Below are 21,984 nucleotides of genomic sequence, written 5' to 3' on the forward strand. Positions count from 1 at the left end.
TCCTTGACCGCGCCCGCTACCGGCCCCGGTCAGACCGCGGACAAGGGGGCCGGCTGCACGCTGCTCCCTCGAGTCCCCGCCCACCAGGGCGGCCCGAAGCGAAGGAGCCACCGCGATGACCACGCACCGACCCCCGGCAGGTGCCCGGCGCACCCGCCCAGACCACGGGCCCGACCAGCACCGGGCAAGCCGCCCCGGCCTCCTGCGGCGCGCACTCGGGACGCTCCTGTGGGACCCACTTTGGTGCCCGTCACCGAGCAGGACCGAGAAAGCCCAGGTCACCGCGCAGATACGGCCGCGCGCCGCCTTGTCACGCCCCTCTTCCCTCCTCCTAGACTTCTCTGTGATGTCCGTGGAGGAGGAGATCATCGGGTCCGGGGGCCGGATGCCCTCTGCGGCCGGGCGCGGCCGGCGCCCGGCAGGTGGCCGCGCGCACCAGACGACGGGGAGGGCGCGCAGCTGATGGCGGTCAAGCGTGAGGAGAACCCGGCGGGGTCGTCGAACAACCTGCGCGGTGACGTGCTGCGCGTGCTCGGAGTGCTGAAGGTCGCAACCGTCGAACAGATCCAGCAAATCTCAGCCCCGCACCTGAGCTACCGCCACACCGACAAGCCGACGCCCTCGAAGCGGAAGCAGGCCCGAACCGCCTCGCACACCGGGGCGCTGTCCGATCTGCGCAAGCACGGCCTGGCGGAGAACGGCGGGCAGCTCCCGGGCGGAGACAGGCTGCGCAACCTGACGCCCATGGGCCTGAAGGCCGCCGCCCGCGAGCTGGGGCGGCCGGTGGGGGAGATGGGCAACCCGGCCCGCGGCGCGGGCCGCACAGGCGCCTCCCACCCGATGACGGTCAACGAAGCCGTGCTCGCCCTGCTGCGCCCGAAGCCGGACCTCGCCCAGCTCACCAGCGAGCCGGCCGACGTCCGCGCCGCCGCGCAGGCCGCCTTCGACGCGCCCGCCGGACTGGGCACCATCGCCTCCTACGCGACCGAGGTGGCGCTGCCCGCGGCGGGCACCTGGTCCAACCCCGGCAAGGGCGGCGCCCAGGCGGACATCGTCATCACCGCGCCCGAGGACGGGGTGCCGCTGCTGTTCATGGAGATCGACAACTGCTTCGAGTCCGCGCAGGTCCTCGCCGCGAAGATCGACAAGTACATGCGGTTCTGCCAGCGGAAGGTGAAGGACGTCGACGGCACCGAGTGCCCGATGTGGCGCACCCGATGGTGGGTGCCCGATGGCCGCCACGGCGACCAGCCGCACCCGCCGCTGCTGCTCGCCTTCAACCGGATCGGCCCGCGCAACCCCAACACCGTCATCGCGCAGCTGGCCGAGCTGACCCAGCGGCACTGGAAGGGCACCTGGTATGAGGACGGCTTCCACATGTACGACGGCAAGCTGCCCATCGTGGTCACCGGCATGAAGCAGCTCCAGGAGCACGACCCGGCCGGAGCGGTCTTCCGGCGCTTCGGCCGACCGCACCACCAGACCCTCCTCGAGGCGATCAGCAACCCGCGCCGCGAAGCCCACGACATCCGCAAACAGGCCGAGTACGAAGCCCGCCAGCGGGAGCACCAGGAGGAGCTGCGCCGCATCGCCGCCCAGCACAAGGCCGAGCGGGAGGCCAGCCGTCCGGTGTGCGCCGGCTGCGGCATCCGGTTCACCGACGAACGGTGGAAGGCCATCGAGCCCGCCGGGTGGGGCGCCCCACGCGAGACCCACCCGCACCTGTGCGACGACTGCAAGCAGCGCGCCATCACCGCCCAGCGGCAAGCCGAGCACGAGCACCAGGAGCACGACCCGGCCGTGCCCGAGCAGAGGGCCGAGGGCGGCTGGCTCTCACGCTTCCGGCCAGGGGCCGGGTGACAACCACCGGGGGCCGTTCGTTCACCACGCATGTCTGATGAACTGCCGTCGCCCGAAGAGATCGAAGCCGCACGCCCGCCGGCGGTTGGAAGCGCGACCAACTCGCCGCCTGGGGGCCGTGGCCCCCGCCCGAGGGCTGGAAGGACGAACTGAACAGGCGCTGGAAGGTCACTCAGCAGGGCGGCTGATCGACGCCAGCGAGGCCGGACTGGAAACGCCCTGCCCGGCCCCGCTGCTCACCGGCTGAGGCGGATGCGCGGCACCCACACAGCAGAATCGTCCAGTCGATCGCGTACGGGTGTCGGCACCGCGTCTCGGTGGACGGGAGGCTGGCATGATGTGCTCTGCTTGATGTACCAAGCCCGGACTGTCGAACAGGTGACTACCCTGAGCAAGAAGGCTATGGACTGGGTCTGGACTCAGTCGGCTTCAAAAGGCACCGCCCGGGTGGTACTGCTTGCCCTGGCACGTGAGGCCACGGGGCCTCACCTGGCCGTGTGCGCGGGCAGTACCTGGTTGATGGAGCAGGCGAACGCGTCACGCAACTCGGTGCTGACCGCACTGCGTACCTTGGAGGCGAGCGGTGAGATCGCCGAAGTCGAGGGAGTCCTGGGGCACCTGTCCCACCCGGTGTGGATCCTGCCCAAGGCGATCACTCACACGCTCAGCATCCCTGGTGCCCGGGATGATGGACGCAACTCGATACGACTGACCCTTGCAGAGCTCTCGGAATGTGATGACCCCGAGTCCGATCTCTACTGGATGGCCGAAGACAAGGTCCAGACCCTCGTGACGCAGCGGATCGCCGAATGCGTGGCCAAGAACACCCAGCCCGGCGTGCCCTCGTCCTGAGCGGGCGAGCCGGGTGTCCCCCGGCACGGCGGTCCACCCCGGCCACCCAAGTCGCCCCGCACTCGGGACACTCGGCCCGGCCAGGCGTCACCAGGCTGTTCGCCGTACTCGAGGTTGCCACGGGGAAGGTGATCGGTTCCCTGCACCGCCGGCACCGGGCCGAGGAGTTCAAGAAGTTCCTGATCAAGCTGGACCAGGAGATCCCGGCGGGCCTGGACGTGCACCTGGTGCTGGACAACTACGCCACCCACAAGATCCCGGCGATCAAGACGTGGCTGGTCGCCCACCCCCGCTTTCACCTGCACTTCACACCCACCGGATCGTCCTGGCTCAACCTGGTGGAACACTGGTTCGCCCAGCTGCCCGCAGCCCTCGCAGTAACTGGAGTGAAATCCCTCTTGGTAGGGGTGTGCTCGCTAATTCCCGCGAAAAGATGCTGAAATTCGGCTCAGAACCCCTACGTGTAAGGGTTCTGGGTGTCCAGGCGCTCTGATTCCCTACGTGTAGGGATTAAGGCCGCCCGTCCCGGGATACCTTGTCATTGCTGAGACACGGCTTACGGAATTGGGCTGTCAGCGTTGCCGGGCTCTCCCGGGGGTGGTGCCCCGGGGGTCCCGGCCTTGATCTTTTGGTGACCAAGTGCCCTGCTGTGCCGTTCCCGGGGGGCGACCAGGCAAGGTGTACTCCCTCGTCCGCTAGTGACGTCGGGTCAGGAGCGTCGCTTCCATAACTACTGTCCGTGGTCCGCTGGTTATTAGAACCGCAATTCCATGGCGTACGATTCAACGCTAAGCCGATAGGGAGATCTTCGGGTCGCTCTGTCGTCGAACTGTCCCAATTCCGTGTATGCGGCAAGGGGTTTGGTCTCACCAGCCGAACCCCCACCGCGTTTGGATCTGCGTGCTTGCCGGCGTAGTTGTGTCTAAGCGAATGGAAGGGTTCCGCATGGATGCGAACCTCACGATCCTGCTGATCTTTGTCGTGGTGCTGTCTGCAGCGTGTTACGCGGTCCGTCACCTGTCCAACACGCCAGCGAAGGTTGCCGCCGTGCTCGTGGCGCTGGCCGCGCTGGTCGGCGCCCTCAACCCCGTGGTGTCGCTGATCAGCGAACCGCAGGGTACGGGCGAGACCCTGGCGCCCGCAGGCCCGCCGATGGCGGCGCCCTCCCCGTCGGTCACGTCGACCGCTTCGGCGCCGGTCGCCCGATGAACTCGCCGGTATCCAAGCAGGACGAGCGTCTCGATGAGCCCGGAAAGGTCCGCCTGGCGGTGAGGCCATCGCACCTCGTGGCCGCTCACCAGGTCTTCGCGGACCACGGTCTGGACCCCCAGGCGCTTCGACAGATCGCGCGGATCGCCTCTCTCCGTAAGCTGTCGAAGTACGACACCCTCCAGGAGACGAGATGGTCAAACGCCGGGGTGGCCGTCCTGATCGCCAAGGGGACGGTGCGTGAGGACTCTCCCCACGGCAGGTGCCGCATCTGGAAGCGGGGTGCGCTGATCGGCGACTGGACCGGCGCGGAGGCGGCGATGCCCACGACGCTGACGGCGCTGACCGACGGGTGCAAACTCATGGAGATTTCGTCGGCGAAGATAGACCGTACCGGGAGCACCGAGGTGTTCCGGGCCTTGGCACAGGCAAGCATGATGCGCGTCAACGCCGCCGAGAACGTGTACGGGACGGACAGGAGGTCCCCTGTCGCACGTGTTGCTGCACTCCTGCATTACCTCGGTAACTCGCCAGACGTCGCGGTCGAGCGGATCAGTCCCACGGCGACCAGCATCAGATTCCTCAGGGACGGCGTGGTCGATGGCCCCGCACAGGTTGACATTGCCGATGCTCTGGGGATCAGTAGGGCGTCAGTGGAGAAGGCCCTCGCCCTCCTGCGTGACCGGGGAGTGCTGTACAAGGTCGGGCGGGGGGAGGCCCGCACCAATCGACGCTATCTAATCAAGGAGGATCGCGTCTTGGCGTCCATCGCATACGGCGGACTGCGCTGACCAGGAGGTCCGCACCGCGAAGGCGCGGGCCTCCTTCATGGCTCACCTACCGTGGCCGCGGCCCCGAGCAGGGCCGCGGCCGGGGCGGGGTCGATGGCCAGCGAAACCCCAGCTCGGCATCGGGCACAGCTGCTGAAAGGTATGTGCGAGGTTGTCAGTCCCTGCTGCTAGCTTGAGTTGGCTCTGCTCAACTCTGATGAAGGGGGGCCTGCATGGGACTTGCTGACGACATCCGCTCAGCCGTCACGACGGTGGCTGGCGCGGATTGGAACATCCGCAAGGGCACCGTGGTGCCCACCACCGACTCGATCACGCTCAAGAATGGCGCGGTCGAGCTGGACGCCGTGTACCTGTACGCGGACATGGCGGACTCCACCGGCCTGGCCAGGGACTTCACCAAGACGACCGCCGCCAAGGTCATCCGCTGCTACCTGGACGCAACCTGCCGGGTCATCAAGGCGAAGGGCGGCAAGATCAGGAGCTTCGACGGCGACCGTGTCATGGCCATCTTCATGGGCAGCAACAAGAACACCGCAGCCGCCGAGTGCGGCTTGATGATCAATCACGTAGTCAGCAAGATTGTGCGCCCCGTGGTGGAGGCCAAGCTGTCGTCCCTGGTTACCAAGGGATGGGAGCTAAAACACTGCGTGGGGGTGGCGAGCGGCACCGCCCTGGTCGTGCGCGGCGGGGTGCGGGGCGACGACGACAGCGACCTCGTTTCGGTTGGCCGCGCTCCTAATGTCGCGGCGAAGCTCAGCGACGTCCGGGAGGGGTCGTACCGCACCTACATCACTGCCGAGGTCTTCGACAGCCTCAACGAGAAGGTGAAGTACAGCAAAGGCGATGAGCCGAAGCTGATGTGGAACGGCCCGGTCAAGCACGAGGTCGGCGGGGAGATGCTCTCGGTGTACCGGTCGACGTGGCGGCGGCAGCCGTGAGTTCGCAGGAGGCACGGGAGACGGCCTGGAAGGTCCACGACTCCATATTGGACTGGACAGGGAAGGTTGACGCAAAGGCGGCGTTCGCGCTGACCCTGGAGTCGGCCGTCCTAGCCGGAGTGGCCGCGGTGGCAGCGTCGGACCACCAGTTCGCCCGCCAGGGCGGCGCGGTTGGCGCGCTGCTGTGGCTGGGCGTCGCGCTGCTGGTTGCCGGCACCGCGCTGGCGGTACTCGTGGTGACGCCCCGGACGCGGTCCAAGCACGTGGTGGCCGAAGCCTCGACCAACTTCATCTTCTTCGGTCACCTGCAGTACTGGACGCCGCAGGACCTGGAGCAATCGCTGGAGTCGCAGGACCCGCTGCCCATGCTGAGCCGCCAGCTCGTGGTCACCAGCAAGATCGCGTGGCGCAAGCACGTGTACGTGAAGTGGTCTTTCCGGCTGGCCGCCGTCGGCGGGCTACTGGTGTTGTTGGCGTTCATGGTCTCTTGACCTCTCCCGCCTCACCCGGACCGAAGCGCGAGGCGGGACCACCGCTCTCCTGTTCGCCCCTCCCGAGTGAAGGCGAACGGTCTTGGTCCCCCAAGACCGACTGCAACCGTGGCCCTCCGTGCTTTGTCTCCGTCTTCATGACAGTCAACCGGCGACCGCACCTGACATCAGATGACCGGGAGTTGCGGCTGTGGAGGGTCGGCCGGGTCCTGGCCCTCGCCTTCGTCGCCGCGGTCCTGGTGTCCGGCGGCGTTTTCTACGGCCTGGTGTACCTGCTGGACTTCCAGGAGATCGACACCACCAAGAAACTCGACGCCAAAACTCTCTTCGACCTGGTGAAGCTCTCCTTCGGAGTGGTCGCCGGGGCCGGTGCCCTCGTCGCCTTGGTCGTTGCCTACCGCCGCCAGCGCGTCGACGAAGCCGGCGCCCACCGCGAAGCCACCCGGCTCCACACCGAACGCTTCTCCCAGGCCGTCGAGCAACTCGGCTCGGAGTCCCCGGCCGTCCAGCTCGGCGGCGTCCACGCCCTGGCCGGACTCGCCGACGACGCCCCCGACGACAGCCTGCGCCAGACCTGCATCGACGTCCTGTGCGCCTACCTCCAGCTCCCCTTCACCCCCGACCCCGGCTACGACCCCGCCCACCAGGAGGAACACCACCGCTACCTGGCCCTCCGCAAGGTCCGGCACACGATCCTGCGCCTCATCGGCGACCACTACCGCCGCCCTCAGGGAACCCACCGCTCCTGGCAGGGCTGCGACCTCGACCTCACCGGCGTCATCATCGACGGCCCTATGAACTTCAAAGGCGCGACGTTCTCCGGCGGCAGGGTGTCCTTCGGCGGCGCGACGTTCTCCGGCGCGGTGAACTTCGGCGGCGCGACGTTCTCCGGCGGCGACGTGTCCTTCGGCTACGCGACGTTCTCCGGCGCGGTGAACTTCGGCGGCGCGACGTTCTCCGGCGGCGACGTGTCCTTCGGCGGCGCGACGTTCTCCGGCGGCGAGGTGTACTTCGGCGGTGCGATGTTCTCCGGCGGCGCGGTGACCTTCGGCTACGCGACGTTCTCCGGCGGCGACGTGTCCTTCGACTACGCAATGTTCTCCGGCGGCGCGGTGAACTTTGATCGTGCAACGGGTTCGGCGCCCTCTGGCCTTCTTGCTGCCGTCGGTACTCCTGTTCCTTCGAGGGTCACCCTTCCTCCCGATTGGCTGTCCCCGATTCCATAGCGTCAGAGGGCGGAACCGGTCGGTTGCGCCGTCCTGGTCGGCATCGCTCTGCAACGGGTCACCGAAGGGCCGACTACGCCGCCGCCCATTCCAGTCCGAGGGCGGCCAGGGCGGCGAGCTGGCCGGCGTCCAGCTTGGCGCGCCTGCTCTTGGTGCGATCTCTCGGTTTTGGAACAGTGGGGTGGGAGACAGTGGGGTCTGGGTGTGTTGTTGCTGGTCGGTGGCGGTTTCGAGGCGTGGGGTCACTGTCCTGGGCGTGAGAGAACCGCGGGGCATGGCTGTCTTGGGGCGTTATTGCATGTGGGGTGATGCTGTCTCAGTTTCGTGAGTTCTGATCCGCTGGTCGATGGGTGTTGGTGTGCTCGGGGGTGTGGATCAGGGAGTGCATGCGGGATGCTCGCGCCAGGCAACGTCTTGAGTAGGGGGGATGTGGTGGTGTTGCGGCTGAATTGCCCGGACCGGCAGTGCGTTCTGCCTGGTGACTCGTCGTGGCTGGGCGGGGTGCGGTACATCGAGGACGGCGTGCTCCGTGTCATCGCCGGGGCTGCGGGCGTCGCCGCCGAACGGTTCGACGAGGACCGCTTCGTCCTGGCGGCCGCTGTTTTTGAGGGCGCGGCCGCAGTCGTCGGCCGCCTGGCCGGCGAGATGGGGGACCCGGCCGGTGGTGAGGAGGAGACCATCATGGTGTGGGCCCTGCCCGCGTGGGAGCTGGACTACCTCTGGCAGGTCCTGACCGTGTTCCGCCGTGCGCTGGCCGGGGAACCGGGTACCGCTGATCTGCGCGAGCTGCTGGACGATCTCGCAGACGGGTTCGACGGTACGCCCGGGCAGATCACCGAGGACCTGCAGCGCGTGGCGGCCATGCTGACGCTGGACACGCCGGCTGTTCGCACGCTGGCCGCAGCGGCCGTCCGTTCCCTTGGTCTGCGGTCTGGCCATACCGGGCCTTTGCCGGACACCGTTGCTGTCCGCGAGGCGTTGGAGCAGGTACGGGCCGGGTGGGCTGCGGCCGGGGTCCGATGACCGAACACCCCTCGGCGTCGCGAGCGCGTACCGGGCGCGCCAATCGTGCCCGGTGATGCCCTGGCCGGCGGCGGACCTACCTCTGCCGCCTGGCCTTCGCTGCGTGTCCGGCCGACAGGTCAAGACTGTCCACGGCTGTGGTGAGCACCGGCTCGGGTGGGGCCCACGCTGGCACGGTGGAGGCATTCCCTGCGGCTGGGCCGGTGTCCGCCACCGCGGTGCCCGCCGGTGCACCGTCGCTGACGGCGTTGTCCTGGTTGTCGTCGGGGTGGAGGTCGAGGAAGAGCCGTAGCCGTACGCCGGGTTCGCCGGGCTCGTGCTCCGTGCGTTCTGCCGCGGCGATCGTGCACTGGGCGGCGAGCAGTTCCTGGACGGTGAAAGCGGTCGCGTCGTCCAGGGCGGCGACTTCCACCACGGCCAGACCCGGCCGCGCCACGTGTGCCTCGTTGATCGATCTCATGCCCGCTGCCACGCGCCACGGTGTGCCGGCAGTTCGCCGGATACCGGTCTGTCACCCGATCGGGGCGCCGGTGCGCTGGGGCGCTGGTGAAGGCGCGCACGGGACATGGCCCGGCCCCCCAGGGGTTGACATCTGGGGGTGGGTGTCTGCCGCCGTTGCTGTGGGCACGAGGATGTTGGGCGGCTACCGGGCCAGCTCGACGGTGACTACGTCGTCTGGGCAGTCGGCCAGTTCGCCGGCCAGTGCGGTCTTCTCCGCGGGGTCCACGGACAGACGGAACCGGGTCTTCACCACCACCCACAGCGTGTTGTACTCGCACCGGTTTCCGGCGGCCGGGGGCTGCCACTGGGCGGGGTCCTTCTCGCCCTTGGAGCGGTTGCTGCGCGCGGAGACCATGACCAGGGAGCGGGGGTCGCCGAGGTCGTTGGCGAAGTCCTGCCGCTCTGCGGGGGTCCAGCCGGCGGCGCCGCTGTCCCAGGCCTCCTTGAGCGGCACGCGGTGGTCGGCGTCCGTGCCGCTGGGGCCGTCGATGTAGGTGTCGTCGTAGGCGCTGTACCAGCGGCCCCCGGTCAGCTTGCAGCGGGCGCCCTGCTCGGGCGCTTCGACGGCTTCTTCCAGCAGAACCTCCTGGCGAGTGTTGCATCCGTCGCGGTCGGCGTCGATCCAGTGCCGGAAGTAGCTGCGCTTGTACCCGGTGGTGTTCTCGGGCGCGACGTCGAGTGCGTCGAGGGCCTCGCTCACGGTCAGGGTCACGGTGTCCCCGGGGCCGCGGCCCGGTCCGGAGCAGTGTGGGCGGGGGCGGCGTAGGCGGTGGCGGGAAGGAGCAGAGCGGTCACGGCGGCGGCGAGCACGGCGGTACGGCGCACGGAAGTCCCTTCGAAGAACCGGCTGGTCACGCCTTGCTACCAACGGCTGGCACCGACATGCCCGGGAGCGGCGCCACGGCCACCGGAACGAGGGAGAAACTGAGGGGGAGGGCATCGCCCTTGCACCATCCCCAGACCGCCGAGGCAGGCCTGGGCGACGTTCCGGCTTCGGGGCATCAGCGGTAGGGGCTCCAGTCACCGAAGCGGGCCATCAGCTTGCGTGCCGCGTCTTCGTTGAGGCCGAGGGCGTGGGCGGCCTGTTCTTGGGTCGTGTCCTGGCGGGCTTGGTGGGCGGGCCAGTACGCGGTTCGTGCGGCGGTCACCTCGAGCTGGCGTGCTGCCCGCAGGGCTGCCAGCGGTGAGGTCTTGGCCAGCGTTTCGATCTCTGTCACCAGTTGGGCCAGCAGGTTGGTGAAGGTCTCCGGCAGCGGGATGGCGGACCGGTCTACTTCGGCGGTGTGCGTGTCCCAGTCCTGTGTACAGGTGTCCGCCGTTCCTCCGGCCGCCTCGGCCAGCGCCTGATCACCGATCTGGTCCCAGTCCAACTCGTGTGCCGGGCCGGTCCAGCCGCAGGAGCACACCGCCCGCAGTGCGGCCGCTCGCGGCACCCGCGGGTAGCGGCCGTCATAGGTGCTCCACTGCAACACCGCTTGCCCGCCGCCTCCGGAACTCATGTCGAAGAACACGGGCGCCGGCACGGAGCCATCGGCGAGCAGCACACCGACCGCGCCCTCATGGGACGTACCGAACTCCTCCGTCGTCCACGTCTCCCGCTCACCCATGCCGCCCCTCCAGCGTGTCCTCGTGCCCCGGCGCGCCCCGGGGAGGGGGCGCTGGCCACGACGATGCCGTAGTCACGGCGAGCCGCTCGACCGGAATCACGAAAGAGGGACCGCTCACCTTGGTGCGCTCGTGAAACCGGCCCGAGGCGCCGCCAGTTCTGGTACGTCAGGGGGAGGGCGAGCTCTACGCGGATGGCTGCTCGGTGGCGGCCTGCCACAGGGGGCGGAAGTAGTCGGGAGAGCCACCGAGGATGCCCAGCAGCAAGACGAGGGTGGGCCAGTCGCAGGGTTCGTCGCGTTCCAGCATGGCGGTGACCTGAGGGGCATGTAGTCGCCAGCGTGAGTGGACGCAGATCTGCTGCGGGGTCGGCTGGCTGGCCCGCACGTGCAGGGTCCGCAGGGCAGTGGCCAGTTTGCGGACGGCCTGCGCGCGGTCGCTCACGCTGGCCAGGGAGTCGATGTCTCTTCGGTCTCGTCAAACGTGTCATGACTAGGCGTGATGCCGTGCAGCGACTGCCAAGTCGAGCCCAACTGGGCGCCAACACCTGCTGGCGAAGCGCAGGCGGACTGCATCCGGAGACACACATCAATTGAACGTGCGTACAGCCCCATCGTCTGGTTGTCAGATTTTGTGTTGGCTGATCCGGCTCCTGCCGCATTGTCAGTGCCTGGTCGTACCGTCGATGCAACGACCATCAACGGTGAGGCGGTGTGAGTTGGCAAACGTCGTCTGGCACAAGCAGCTCCGGATTCTTCTCGATCTGACCCGGGATGACCTGGACCATCCGGAGCTCCCCGATCTGTGGGACACGGTCTACAAGACAGACCGCTTCTACGGCCGTCTCGGTGTGCCGGTCAGCGAGCGGGACCTGCAGTGCGGGGGAGTGTGCCGCGACATGGGCGTCGAGGCCCCCATGCACTTGCGGATGCGCGGCGGCCGGCGCGAGGCCGTCCACGAGCGCCGCGAAGACGAAGAACGCCACAGCGTCCCGATGAGCGACGAGCACAAGGCCTACCAGGAACGCATCCTGCGCGCCGCGCACGAGGGCGGCTTCGGCGGCGACAGCGAGGTCCGCACCCGGGTCGGCCGCACCTGGATCCAGACCGACACCCTCGTCGAAGGAGCCGACGGCCGCCGCATCGGCTGGGAAGTCCAGCTGTCCACCATCGACGAACGCGGCCTGCGCGGCGTCCGCGCCCGCTCCGGCAAAGCCGCCAAGAACGGCATCACCCCGGCCTGGCACACCGACCGAGCCGCCTACGCCCAGCGCAACGACACCCACTGGACCCGCAGCGACCGCCTCCCCGCCCACCTCATCGCCCGCAACGGCGACCTGCGCATCGTCTCCGGCTTCCGCGCCCTCGACTTCTGGCACTGCGACACCAGCGCCCTCTACCCCTGTCCCCACGGCATCCGGCGCTGCGGAAAAGCCCACGCCACGGCCAAGCCCCGCGACGTCTTCTTCGACGACATGGTCCGCCAGACCGCCGCCGGCACCATCGTGCCCATCCAGTTCCGCGCCGGGACCACGGTGCACCGCTACTGGGTGACCAGCGCAGACCGCGACCGCCTGGAGGACCTGGACAGCGATGACACCCGCCTGCCACCCGAACGCGAGACCACGCCCGCGACCGGCGCCAGCCGCAACCGTCCCACCTGCCTGCCAGCCACCGTCCCGCCCACCGAGCAGGATCCGCCCGCCCCGGACGTCCCTCTGATGGCCCGTCCCCTTCTAACCGCGCTGCCGCTGCAGCCTGTCGCGCCGGCCGCCGAGACCGTGCCCTCAGACCTCGAGGCGGTGCCTCCAGCCCTCGAACAGCGCGAAACATCCACCCCGCAGGCGACCAACACCACGACGGGACTGCCCACCGACCTGATCATGCTGCAGCAGGCGGCCGACGCCGCCCACCACAAGCTCCAACAGCTCGACGACCACCACGAGCGGGACCTCCAACGCCGAGCATGGCGCCAAGCTGCGGAAGCCGTGCAGGATGCGGTGACGCACTACGCTCGCACCAAGCGCCTCAACCGGTACGAGGTCGAAGCACGCCTGCGCCAGCTCGTACGCCACTCCGAGCGTTAGCACAGCAGGTACGTCGCCGAGTGGGTGGGCACGAAGTTCCGCTGGGCGTTGTCGGCGCATGAGGCCGAGGCGGCGCTGTGAGGTTGCGGGCGGTTGCCCGGAGCAGGCCGTGACGTACGGACCGGCCTCAGCTTGTCATTTATGGCCCGGCGTCGAACGCGGATCGAACTTGGTCAGCGTTTTGGCAGTTCAGCGGACAGGAAGGCGGCCTCCGTCTGATCCTGTGCTCCGTCACAGAGTGGATCAGCGCGAAGGCCGTGACCGTGAGCTTGGTGCACCAGAGCATCCTGCGGGATGCGTTCGCGGAAGTGTCACACTTCCGCTCGGAGCTGTACGCGTGTCTGACCGCACGGGGCGACGCGTTGTTCGAGCTGTGCGACGCGTTGCTGTGTACGGACGGGCCGGTGCGGACGCTGGTCGATCTCGCGCTCGCGCCCGAGCACCGCCGTGGGCATGGAGCTCTGTACGGCGGACTCAACCAGGGCCGGATCGATGTCGCCCGGCTGCGTCGGGCCCTGGCCGGGGTGCCTCTGCCCAGGGCGGCGGACGGCCGGCTCGTGCTGGCGGTGGATGTCTCGCCGTGGCTCCGGCCGGACGCCAACACCAGCGCCGACCGGGCCTTTTGCCACACGTTCGGCCGGGGTGAGGGCAAGCATCAGATGGTGCCCGGTTGGCCTTACTCGGTGGTGGCCGCGCTGGAGACCGGCCGCACGTCTTGGACGGCGGTGCTGGACGCGGTGCGCCTGGACCCTGGCGCCGACGTCGCCGCGGTGACCACGGTCCAGCTCCGCGAGGTCGTCGAACGGCTCGTCGCCGCCGGCCAGTGGAAGCAGGGCGACCCCAACGTCCTGGTCGTGCTGGACGCCGGATACGACGCGCCCCGCATCGCTCACCTGCTGGGCGACCTGCCCGTCGAGATCCTGGGCCGACTGCGGTCGGACCGGGTGATGCGCCGGCCGACGCCCTCGCTCAAGGACTACGCCCTGTCCTATCCCCAAGGCGGGCGACCGCCGAAGCACGGCGGCGAGTTCGTCTTCGGCGACCCGGCCACCTGGGGCACCGAGCAGGCCGTGACGGTCACCGACACTCGCCGCTACGGGAAGGCGACCGCGCAGGCATGGGACCGGCTGCATCCGAGGCTGACACGTCGGGCGGCCTGGCTCGACCACGACGGCCCGCTGCCTCTCATCGAGGGCACCGTCATCCGTCTGGTCGTGGAGAAGCTGCCCAGCGGCGGGGTCAACAAGCCGGTCTGGCTGTGGTGGTCGGGTACCGACGCCACCACCGGCGACGTGGACCGCTGCTGGCAGTCCTTCCTCCGCCGCTTCGACATCGAGCACACATTCCGCCTGTTCAAGCAGACGCTCGGATGGACCAAGCCCCGGCTTCGCAGCTCGGAAGCGGCCGACCGGTGGACCTGGCTGGTGATCGCCGCCTATGCCCAGCTCCGGCTCGCCCGCCCGCTGGCCGCTGACCTCCGGCGCCCCTGGGAGAAGCCAGCCGAGCCGAACAGACTCACTCCCGCCCGCGTCCGACGGGGGTTCAGGAACCTGCGCACGAAGACCGGAACTCCTACTGGTGCACCGAAACCGTCCCGCCCTGGACCCGGCCGTCCGCCGGGTTCAAAGAACCGTCATCCCGCCACCCGTCATGACGTGGGCAGAGTCCTCGCGACCGGCGAGGCGTATACCCGTCCCGCCCGTCACAAGGTGGGCACCAAGCCTCGCCGCAGAGCGTGAACGCGCCACGGTGAAACCCGGTGCGGACGGGTTCGGCCCTCGGCCCCTTCTACCAGGCAATCACGGCGTGGCCGGGGGCTCCCTGCCTAACTCCCGCCTCAGCTCCGGGGGCGCCGTTGGTGCCGGAGGTCCCGTTCGGGGCGTCGCCCCAGAGGGGAACGCCGCCTTTGCCGGGGTACCCGCCCCCGCCTGCGGCTCCGCCGCCGCGGCCGTTGAAGCCGGCTCCGCCGTCGCCTCCCCGGCCGCCGTCACCGCCCCGGCCCGGGCCGCCTGCGATTCCGATGAATCCGTTGCTGCCGTTGCTGCCGTCGGTGCCGTCGGCGCCCGCTGTGCCGCTTCCCCCGTTATGCGAGGTGACGGTGTAGGCGCCGATGCCGGCCCTGGGCGTGCAGATCGCGCCGGGCCCGCGATACCCACCGTCCTTCCCCTTGCCCCCGTTGCCGTGCCGCTGGCCGACGCTCGGCGTGCCACTGGCGGCGGGACCGGCGGCGCCGTGACCGCCCTTGGCCAAAACGATGGTGCGACCATCGACGGTGACCAACGTATCTCCGCCGGCGGTGGGAACGCGGTCGCCGAACGGGTCGCCTTCGCCCAAGTAAGTGCTGGATTCGCCGCTTTTACCGACGGTAACCTTGAACTGGGTGCCCGGCTTGACTCCCGTCAGCTGGCACTCGACGTAGTAGCCGCCGCCCCCGCCGCCCCCGCCGGCGCCACCACCGCCGCCACCTGACCAGGTAGTGGTGCCACCGGAACCGCCGAAGCCCCCTTCGGCCCCGCCGCCGCCCGCCCCCCACAGCGTCACGGTGAAGGCGGTGACCTGGTAGTCGGGCGCGACGAAGGCGCCATCCGTCTCGAACTCCTCGGACAGTCCGGCAGGAGCGGCAGGGGTGGCCGGTGCATCCAGTGCCGAGGTGCCCGGAGCGCTGGTCAGCAGGGCCAGGGCGGCCAGGGTGGTGACCCCCGCCCCCCATGTCTTCTTCACGTACACGATGCATCCTCCGTCGTCGTCGGGCGGGGCCCGGCGGGCCCCGCCCCAGGACACAACGACACTCCGCCCCCCACGGATGCGACTCTCACCCCGATAAAGGTCCCGAGGTTAAAGAGCAAGCTCATGGGAGGCCGGTCCGGTTCTGCGTGGTCAGCTGGTGCGCTGGTCGATTTCGTTCTGCACGGCTGAGATGGCTGCCAGGGCGCTGGCGATGGAGGCTCCTTGCTGGCGGGACAGGTCCAGCAGGTCGTCCAGGAGAACCCTTTTGCTGGTGACCTTGCGGTGGAAGTCGTCTGGCAGGGGGGTCTTCCTGTAGGCGTCGATGTGGGCGACGACGGTACCGAGGGGGAGCTCGGGGAAGCGGCGTTCGGCCTGTTTGATGCGGCTCAGGAGCTCACCGAGACTGGTGAGATCCGCCTTCTGCGCTGGGGTGCCGGCGAGTTTGTCGAGGAGGACGACGGTTTCGTCGAGCAGTTCGTAGTCCGACTGGAAGCGCTTGGCCTGCTTGGCGCGCTGGCTCTTGCGGACCTGGTCGATGGAGAAGTAGGTACTGACGATCAGGGCGGCGAGGCCGACGACGGCCGTCCACGTCCAGGTGCTGGGGAAGGCGTCCTGGGAGGCACCGCTTCCCAGTATCAGGCGAGCGCATGAAGATGATGAGGCGTACTCCGCCAGCTGGGATGCTGAGCAGTGGTTCATCGGGCTTGTCCTTGTTGTGCTGGAAGGGCTCTGAGATGGCTGCGCCGTGGCGCGTGCGGTGATCTGATGACTGTCCATGGCCAAGGCGTCAGCCCACTCGGTGCGCTGCTGGAGGGCTTCGCCTGGTGGTCCCGGACCTTGCTTCAGGCGCCGCTGTTGCTGGTCGGCTTCCAGGAGCCCGGAGAGCCCGGAGAGCCCGGAGAGCCCGCGGCGGTGCGGGCGGCGCCCGACGCCGTGGCAGCCTCTCGCCCAAACGTTGACTGGTTCCTCGCGGAGCTCTTCACATGGCCCTGCTGCTCCTGCGCGGCAGGAGTCGTGTCCGGGGGACTGTCCACGAGGCCGGCGGCCTTGGCGAGCCGGCGGTGCCGGTGCCCGTTTCGGGGTGCGGCCATGGTGTCGTAGTCGTGGACGAGCAGGACATCCAGAATGAACGACCGTTGGATGTGACGCCGCAGAGCGTCTTCCAAGGCCGGATGCCATGTACCGGACTGCAGGATGCGCAGAGTGGTGCGATCAGCCACGAACACGGGCACGTCGAGGTGATCGCGCTGCAGCCGGGCCGGCAGTACCGTCGCAGCCCGCAGCGCGCGTACGACCTGGCGGCTGAGCAGACCGGACGGGTTCGTCAGGAGTTCCGCCCAGGCCTCCCGCACGTGTTCGGTGAGCTTCGGGCAGTCCGGACACGTGGCCCGCACCAGAACAACATCGGACAGCCGGATGCGGAACGTGGCGGCACACTGCATGCACTCAACCGTCCACGGTGCATCGAAATGCCGGTAGCGCTCCCGGGCGTTGAAACCCGCCTTCCGCAGCATCCTGACGGCCGTCTCCTGAGACACCTGGCCGCGGCTGGTGTCCGCGACCACCGACTCGATCTGCCGCACCTCCTCACGCCCGTCAGCATCCTGGTGGGCCCGGACGGCTTGCCGCTGTGCCCGGAGCCAGGCGTCGAACCACACCGTCCGCTCCCGCGGCGGCACCTCGCAAGCGACGAGGAAGGCCTCCAGACAGTCGGTGGACGTGGGCGTCGCACCGCGCGAGATGCGGTACGCGGTGCTGCGGGACAGCTCCTTGCCGGCGTTCCGCGCCCGGTACTGCATCATCCGGAACGACGGGGCCCCCTTGGCCTGCCGCAACTTTTCCAACGCGGCACACAGGCCAGGCAGGTCCTTGACGAGATCAGGGCGCGGCTCCGGCGCGTTGGTCCGGCTCGCAGCGCGTCCGCCCAGGCTCCCCTGATACGCCGCATGCCACAGCCGGGTCACCTCAGCGACATCCATGCCGCAGGCACGCGCGAAAGCCTGCGCTACCTCCAGCTTGGGCAGGGCAGCCCCCGAGGCCGCGCGCTGCAAGGTTCCCGGGCTGACGGACCGGGTCCGCTCCGACAGCTGAACGTAGGAAAGCCCCGCACCCCGGCGCCCATTGCGCAAGGAAACCGCAAGTCTGCCCAGTGGACTCACTGGATCCGGAATGGGCTTCTCTGGTCGACCCACCGCGTCATCCCTTCAATCAAGAGCCAGTGCATTCAGGCTCTGCTCACGTGCGGACCCGCATCAGCGGTCCGCGTCCTCTTGGCTCCAACCAAACGACGCCTCAGGGCAGTTGGCGCTACCGAGAAGCCGCACAGCATCCTGCCACCCGATTGGCGTACCGCGCACGGAGATGATAGATGAATCAGAACCGTCCCAATGTAGAAATCTCCCGCAATCCGATTGAGACATTCTCGATCAACCTCTGACCAGGCGTATCGCTGTCGATCTGTTCCGACGGAGGTAAGCTGAAACCGCTTTGAACTGCTTCGTCTCGCGATTGATGGAATAGCTGCCGTTCGGACCGCCATGCTTCCCATACCACCGCCGCCAGTACGACGGTGCCCTGCTTCCTTGGCTCCAACCAACTGAACAGGGAAAACAAGCCTGACGCGTTGGCGCGCGAAACGGCACGCGAAAGGGTCGACCCTACAATGGGCCGACCCTTTCGCTTCCAGGTGCATATTTGATCAGAACAACGACTCTTTAGTTACGGATCCTCATCGTTCTTGGGCGCAAACCAACCGCGCCCGCTGCACCCGCCCTGTGCTCGCCGAATCTCAGCCGTACGACCACCGCATCCCGATCGCGGACAGCAGCTCCATCCGCTCCGGCGTCAGCGTCGCCGCCCGGGAGCGCTGGTTTCCGATCCACGCACCAAGCCGGAGCTCCCGGACCTCCTGGTCCTTGCCCCTGCCGCCGACGATCCGCTCGACGTGCTTCCTGGGGACCTGGAGGTGCCCTTCGCGCTCGTAGAACTGCTTGGCGGCTTCGTAGTTCATCGCCCACTTGTCGGCCTGCGTACGGCGCGGCTTCGGCTTCTCGTTCTCGGCTGCGGGCTCGATTCCGAGGACCTGCTCGCACAGCCACTGCTGCACGGTTGTGAGCTGGTCCCACCCGAGCCGCACCGACTGCACCCACCGCCCGAGATCCTCGCCCTGGCGCACGACGTCGCCCGCCTCGGTGGGCAGCGCCTCACCGGCGTCCAGGTGCATCCGTACGAGGTGGAAGCACCGCTGCCACGTCACCGGCCACGACGGGCACCAGGACGCGTCGATCTCCTCCAGCTGCTCGCGCCGCGCCTCCGACAGCGCCCCGGTCGACGACTGAACCGGCAGCCCCTCGGCGCGCCGCTGCTCGATCTCCTGCGCCTTCCTGGCGGCGGCCCGCGCGTTCTTCAGGAAGATGCCCACCCGGTACCCCTGGTAGGTGGCGTCCAGCGGGGCCAGGAGGTGCCCGTGTTCGGCCGCCCACCCGCGCGCGGCGGACAGGCCCTCCTCCCACGCGACGTCGAAATGGCTCCAGACCATGCCGAGCTTCTCCAACTGCGCGACGCGGTCCTCGTCCATGTCGCCGCGGGCGTAGAACCGGCGAGCGTCGGCGGTCCACTGCCCGAGCGGGAACCCGGCGAGCGAGGCCGGCCACCCCTCGCCTTCCGCCTCCTGGTCCTCGACGGCGGGCACGCGGAACGTGAACGGCACCTTCAAGTCGCCGTGCAGCCGGTTGTAGATGACGGCGGCCTCCACGCCGCGCCGCCAGTGCTCGTGCTCGGGGTTGAGGACGCGCAGGTTGATGAACGCGGCGAGGGCGGCCGGGTCGCGGGGCGTGGAGAACTTCAGCAGGGCCTTGGCGGGCGCGCTGACGCCTCCGGAGCCCTCGCCGCTCCCGCCCGTGCTCGTCCCGCTCTCATCCTTGCTGACGGGCCTGTAGCGGCTCGGGGCCTGCTGCTCCGCGAGAGTCTCCACGATCCGCGCGTCGTGTGCCCGCAGCGCCTCCAAGAGCTTCGCCAGCCCGCCGAACGCCCGGCTCGTCAGCATGTTGTCCGCCGTCTCGCCCGGCCCGAGCAGCACCGGCACCACGAGCGAGGCCACCTTGCCCTCGCCCGGCTGCATCCGCAGCGCCCGCCCTACGGCCTGGACCAGGTCCGGCATGGAGCCGCGCACATTCGCCCAGTACACGGAGTCGCATTTTTTGGTGTCGACCCCCTCGCCCAAGACCTTCACCGAGCACAGGAAGCACTTCTCCACGACGGTGCCGTCCGTGGCGATCCCGGCGGCGAACTCGCCCAGGAGGCGGCGGCGGTGGAGCGGCTTGTGGTCGCCGCACAGCCAGTTGGCCCAGATCGTCTTGGGGTACAGCTCGGGGTCGCTGGCGTGCAGCTGCGCGGCGACGTCGGGAAGGCCGGCCGCGAACGCTTCGGCCTCGCGAACCTGGTGGTGGAAGACCAGCGTGCGGCCAAAGCCCTCCTCGGCCGACGCCTTCACCAGGGCGGTCTGCAGGGCGGCGAGCCGTGCCCCGCGGACTTCGGCCGAGCGGCCTTCGGCGCCCAGGAGCTGCGCGGCCTGGAGCGCGGTGTCGGTGACGTCCACGCATACGACCTGGTAGGGGGCGCAGATTCCCCGGTCGATGGCCTCCGAGAGGGTCAGGGTGAACGCCCTGCTGCCGAAGGGGCCCTCGGGGTCGTCGTCCATGCTCGCGACCAGCTCGCCGGGTGCGCCGGCCTCGTCCTCGTCCCCGAGCTGCCACACCCGGGGCGTGGCCGTCATGTAGAGGCGGCGCAGGGACGGGATCTTCTGGTTGTCGTGGACGACCGCCCACGGCTTCCCGATCCGGCCCGAAACACGGTGGGCCTCATCCACGACGATCAGGTCCCAAGCCGCCAGACCCGCAGCGTGTGCCCGCTCCAGCGTGCCCAGCCCGAGGCTGGCGTACGTGGCGTACACCGTCACCTTCTCCAGGCCCCGCGTCCACTCCACCAGCTCGTCCACGTCCGTGGTGTTGGGGAAGGACACCTCCTCACCCCGCAGCGAGGACACCCCGATCATCGGCCCCCGACGGCCCCCCTCCCACCACGCGGCCTCGGTCTGCGCCAGCAGGTCCAGCGAGGGCACGAGCACCAGCACACGGCCCGCATGGAGCTCCTCCGCGCTACGCACCGCCACCAGAGTCTTCCCGGACCCTGTCGCCATGATCACCTGCGTCCGAAGCCCCCGTTCGGGCACACGCGACCGTGCAGACAATTCGAAGGAACGAAGTACCGAGTCAACGGCTTCCCGCTGGTGGGGGCGGAGCTCCTTCACGGTCTTTTCGCCTTCCTTCTCATGGCTGTGCCCGCACGATGCGCCATGGAAAACTGCACGTAGATCGGCTTCTTCAGGTGAGCAGCGATGCCACTGTCAGTCAGCCGACAGAACTCGGGACACGGCGAATCGGAGACAGCCCGATGCTACCAGTACTGCCAACCCTCTCCAGAGTCTATCGTCAATCAAAAATGAAGCACAGCGTGCCTATACCTGTTGAGTGGAGATCCAGAGCACGAACTGACTGTCGATGGGTAGCCGAAGCCTATGAGTCAGTTCAGATGGCGAAGTCAGTACCCGCTCCCGGCCCGGACGGTGAGAATCCTTCGATTCGGGCGCTGGTTCCACGCAGCGTTCGCGTTGCTGTGGTGCGTGCTGCTGATCGACAGGGTCGTGGGCGATGAAGGTACGGCAGCGGTGGTGTGGGCGGTTGTGTGCGCAGCCATGTTCCTGATGTTCCTCCTCGGCACTCTGTGGACCCTTCGCCGTCACCGACAGGAAGAGGCGATGCAGTCCCGGCTTTAGCGTCCGGTGCCCCCTCGGCATGAGAGGTGACGGTTGATGCGCCCACTGCCTGGGGGTAGCCGATAGGCATGGCAGATCGTTCATATCCGTTACCCGAGGGTCAGGCCGAGACGCTTCGGACGATGCGGTGGGTGCAGCTCGGCGTGGCTGTTCTCATGTTGGTCTGGTTCGGACTGGCGTTGTGGCGGGGGGAATACGGGCCCGCGGGATTCAGCCTGTGGTTCCCGGGGGCCTGCGCGTTTATCTGGCCGGCCCTCGCGGCTCAGAGTTTCACCCGCCTGAAACGCCATCAGGACGCGATCCAAGGTGAAGGCGGGTGCCCTTCCCTGTAGCCGCTCGGACCCGGCGCGGTGCTCGTTGGGCGCGTTCTGGGGTATCCGGGTGGCATGCAGACACCGGAGCGGTCAGTCGAGTGGTGGTCTCGGCGATGGGTGCGCTGGGCGATTGTTGTGGCTGTCTACGGGGCGGCCGCAGTGGTGTGGCGCACTGTTACAGACAGGACGTGGCTCGACGCGCTTGTCTTCGCGGTTCTCGTGGCCGTGGTCAACGTGGTGACGCAGTGGGTGGCGAACCGGGCCAAGAGGAAAGCAGCAGCACGCAACGGTTAGTGAGCCCCGAGCCACCGGACCCCCGCCACCATCCCCCTCGACGCCCGGGCCGTAGGCCCGTTGAGCCGACCCGCGCAGCGGGGCCGGCCTTTGGGGCGCGCAGCACCCCGGGTGGCTGGAGCGCAGCGGAAGCCACCTCGCGGGACCACAGGTCCCGCAGCTCCGGGAGCGCAGCGAACGGAGCGTCACCCCCGTTGCGCAGCAACGGGGGTGGGCTGCTCGCGCAGCGAGCAG

General features: G+C 68.7%; 18 protein-coding genes and 1 pseudogene. 11 read left to right on the forward strand and 8 right to left on the reverse strand.

What is annotated here, in order from left to right:
* Nucleotides 1–462 precede the first annotated feature (462 nt).
* From ACZ4V1_RS33065 to ACZ4V1_RS33105, 9 genes and pseudogenes are all read left to right on the forward strand, one after another.
* A complete protein-coding gene (locus ACZ4V1_RS33065; RefSeq protein WP_468343875.1) occupies nt 463–1,860 on the forward strand; it encodes a replication-relaxation family protein in 1,398 nt (465 codons plus the stop codon).
* A gap of 378 nt (nt 1,861–2,238) precedes the next feature.
* A complete protein-coding gene (locus ACZ4V1_RS33070) occupies nt 2,239–2,712 on the forward strand; it encodes a hypothetical protein (protein ID WP_468343876.1) in 474 nt (157 codons plus the stop codon).
* Between the two features lie 77 nt (nt 2,713–2,789).
* Nucleotides 2,790–3,074: pseudogene (locus ACZ4V1_RS33075) on the forward strand (transposase); the annotation flags it as partial.
* Between the two features lie 583 nt (nt 3,075–3,657).
* The gene (locus ACZ4V1_RS33080; RefSeq protein WP_468343877.1) at nt 3,658–3,921 is read left to right on the forward strand and encodes a hypothetical protein; all 264 of its coding nucleotides are present in this window, start codon (nt 3,658–3,660) and stop codon (nt 3,919–3,921) included.
* On the forward strand, nt 3,918–4,712 hold the full coding sequence (locus tag ACZ4V1_RS33085) for a Crp/Fnr family transcriptional regulator (protein ID WP_468343879.1): 795 nt from the start codon (nt 3,918–3,920) through the stop codon (nt 4,710–4,712). Before ACZ4V1_RS33080 ends, ACZ4V1_RS33085 begins: the two co-directional genes overlap by 4 nt.
* Before the next feature lie 212 nt (nt 4,713–4,924).
* Nucleotides 4,925–5,650: an adenylate/guanylate cyclase domain-containing protein gene (locus ACZ4V1_RS33090; RefSeq protein ID WP_468343881.1), complete on the forward strand. Its 726-nt coding sequence runs from the start codon at nt 4,925–4,927 to the stop codon at nt 5,648–5,650.
* Nucleotides 5,647–6,141 (forward strand): Pycsar system effector family protein, encoded by a 495-nt coding sequence (locus ACZ4V1_RS33095; RefSeq protein ID WP_468343883.1) that lies wholly within the window; start codon nt 5,647–5,649, stop codon nt 6,139–6,141. The genes ACZ4V1_RS33090 and ACZ4V1_RS33095 overlap by 4 nt, the downstream gene beginning before the upstream one ends.
* Before the next feature lie 137 nt (nt 6,142–6,278).
* The gene (locus ACZ4V1_RS33100) at nt 6,279–7,367 is read left to right on the forward strand and encodes a pentapeptide repeat-containing protein (protein WP_468343885.1); all 1,089 of its coding nucleotides are present in this window, start codon (nt 6,279–6,281) and stop codon (nt 7,365–7,367) included.
* 393 nt (nt 7,368–7,760) lie between these two features.
* Nucleotides 7,761–8,390, forward strand: a complete 630-nt coding sequence (locus ACZ4V1_RS33105; protein ID WP_468343888.1) for a hypothetical protein — start codon at nt 7,761–7,763, stop codon at nt 8,388–8,390.
* Nucleotides 8,391–8,466: 76 nt separating this feature from the next.
* Here ACZ4V1_RS33105 and ACZ4V1_RS33110 read toward each other — a convergent pair whose 3' ends face one another.
* From ACZ4V1_RS33110 to ACZ4V1_RS33125, 4 genes are all read right to left on the reverse strand, one after another.
* Nucleotides 8,467–8,850 carry a DUF6207 family protein gene (locus ACZ4V1_RS33110; protein ID WP_468343891.1) on the reverse strand — a complete coding sequence of 128 codons (384 nt, stop codon included), beginning with the start codon at nt 8,848–8,850 and terminating at the stop codon, nt 8,467–8,469.
* Between the two features lie 183 nt (nt 8,851–9,033).
* Entirely contained in the window at nt 9,034–9,603 is a 570-nt protein-coding gene (locus ACZ4V1_RS33115) for an HNH endonuclease family protein (protein ID WP_468343893.1), read from the reverse strand.
* 289 nt (nt 9,604–9,892) lie between these two features.
* Nucleotides 9,893–10,498 carry a hypothetical protein gene (locus tag ACZ4V1_RS33120; RefSeq protein WP_468343896.1) on the reverse strand — a complete coding sequence of 202 codons (606 nt, stop codon included), beginning with the start codon at nt 10,496–10,498 and terminating at the stop codon, nt 9,893–9,895.
* A gap of 184 nt (nt 10,499–10,682) precedes the next feature.
* Nucleotides 10,683–10,940 (reverse strand): hypothetical protein, encoded by a 258-nt coding sequence (locus ACZ4V1_RS33125; RefSeq protein WP_468343899.1) that lies wholly within the window; start codon nt 10,938–10,940, stop codon nt 10,683–10,685.
* 274 nt (nt 10,941–11,214) lie between these two features.
* Between ACZ4V1_RS33125 and ACZ4V1_RS33130 the strand changes: the two genes are divergently transcribed.
* Both ACZ4V1_RS33130 and ACZ4V1_RS33135 read left to right on the forward strand, forming a co-directional pair.
* Nucleotides 11,215–12,582 carry a hypothetical protein gene (locus ACZ4V1_RS33130; protein ID WP_468343902.1) on the forward strand — a complete coding sequence of 456 codons (1,368 nt, stop codon included), beginning with the start codon at nt 11,215–11,217 and terminating at the stop codon, nt 12,580–12,582.
* A 263-nt stretch (nt 12,583–12,845) separates the two neighbouring features.
* Nucleotides 12,846–14,321: an NF041680 family putative transposase gene (locus tag ACZ4V1_RS33135; protein WP_468343905.1), complete on the forward strand. Its 1,476-nt coding sequence runs from the start codon at nt 12,846–12,848 to the stop codon at nt 14,319–14,321.
* A 49-nt stretch (nt 14,322–14,370) separates the two neighbouring features.
* On the opposite strand, the gene ACZ4V1_RS33140 is transcribed toward ACZ4V1_RS33135, so the two are convergent.
* The 4 genes from ACZ4V1_RS33140 to ACZ4V1_RS33155 all read right to left on the reverse strand — a co-directional run bounded on the left by ACZ4V1_RS33140 (nt 14,371) and on the right by ACZ4V1_RS33155 (nt 20,617).
* Entirely contained in the window at nt 14,371–15,309 is a 939-nt protein-coding gene (locus tag ACZ4V1_RS33140) for a hypothetical protein (protein WP_468343908.1), read from the reverse strand.
* Nucleotides 15,310–15,459: 150 nt separating this feature from the next.
* Nucleotides 15,460–16,008 carry a hypothetical protein gene (locus tag ACZ4V1_RS33145; protein WP_468343911.1) on the reverse strand — a complete coding sequence of 183 codons (549 nt, stop codon included), beginning with the start codon at nt 16,006–16,008 and terminating at the stop codon, nt 15,460–15,462.
* Between the two features lie 143 nt (nt 16,009–16,151).
* The gene (locus ACZ4V1_RS33150; RefSeq protein WP_468343914.1) at nt 16,152–17,501 is read right to left on the reverse strand and encodes a helix-turn-helix domain-containing protein; all 1,350 of its coding nucleotides are present in this window, start codon (nt 17,499–17,501) and stop codon (nt 16,152–16,154) included.
* Between the two features lie 596 nt (nt 17,502–18,097).
* Entirely contained in the window at nt 18,098–20,617 is a 2,520-nt protein-coding gene (locus ACZ4V1_RS33155) for a helicase associated domain-containing protein (protein ID WP_468343917.1), read from the reverse strand.
* Between the last annotated feature and the right edge of the window lie 1,367 nt (nt 20,618–21,984).

This window comes from Streptomyces sp. NPDC028991 (genome assembly GCF_055564775.1).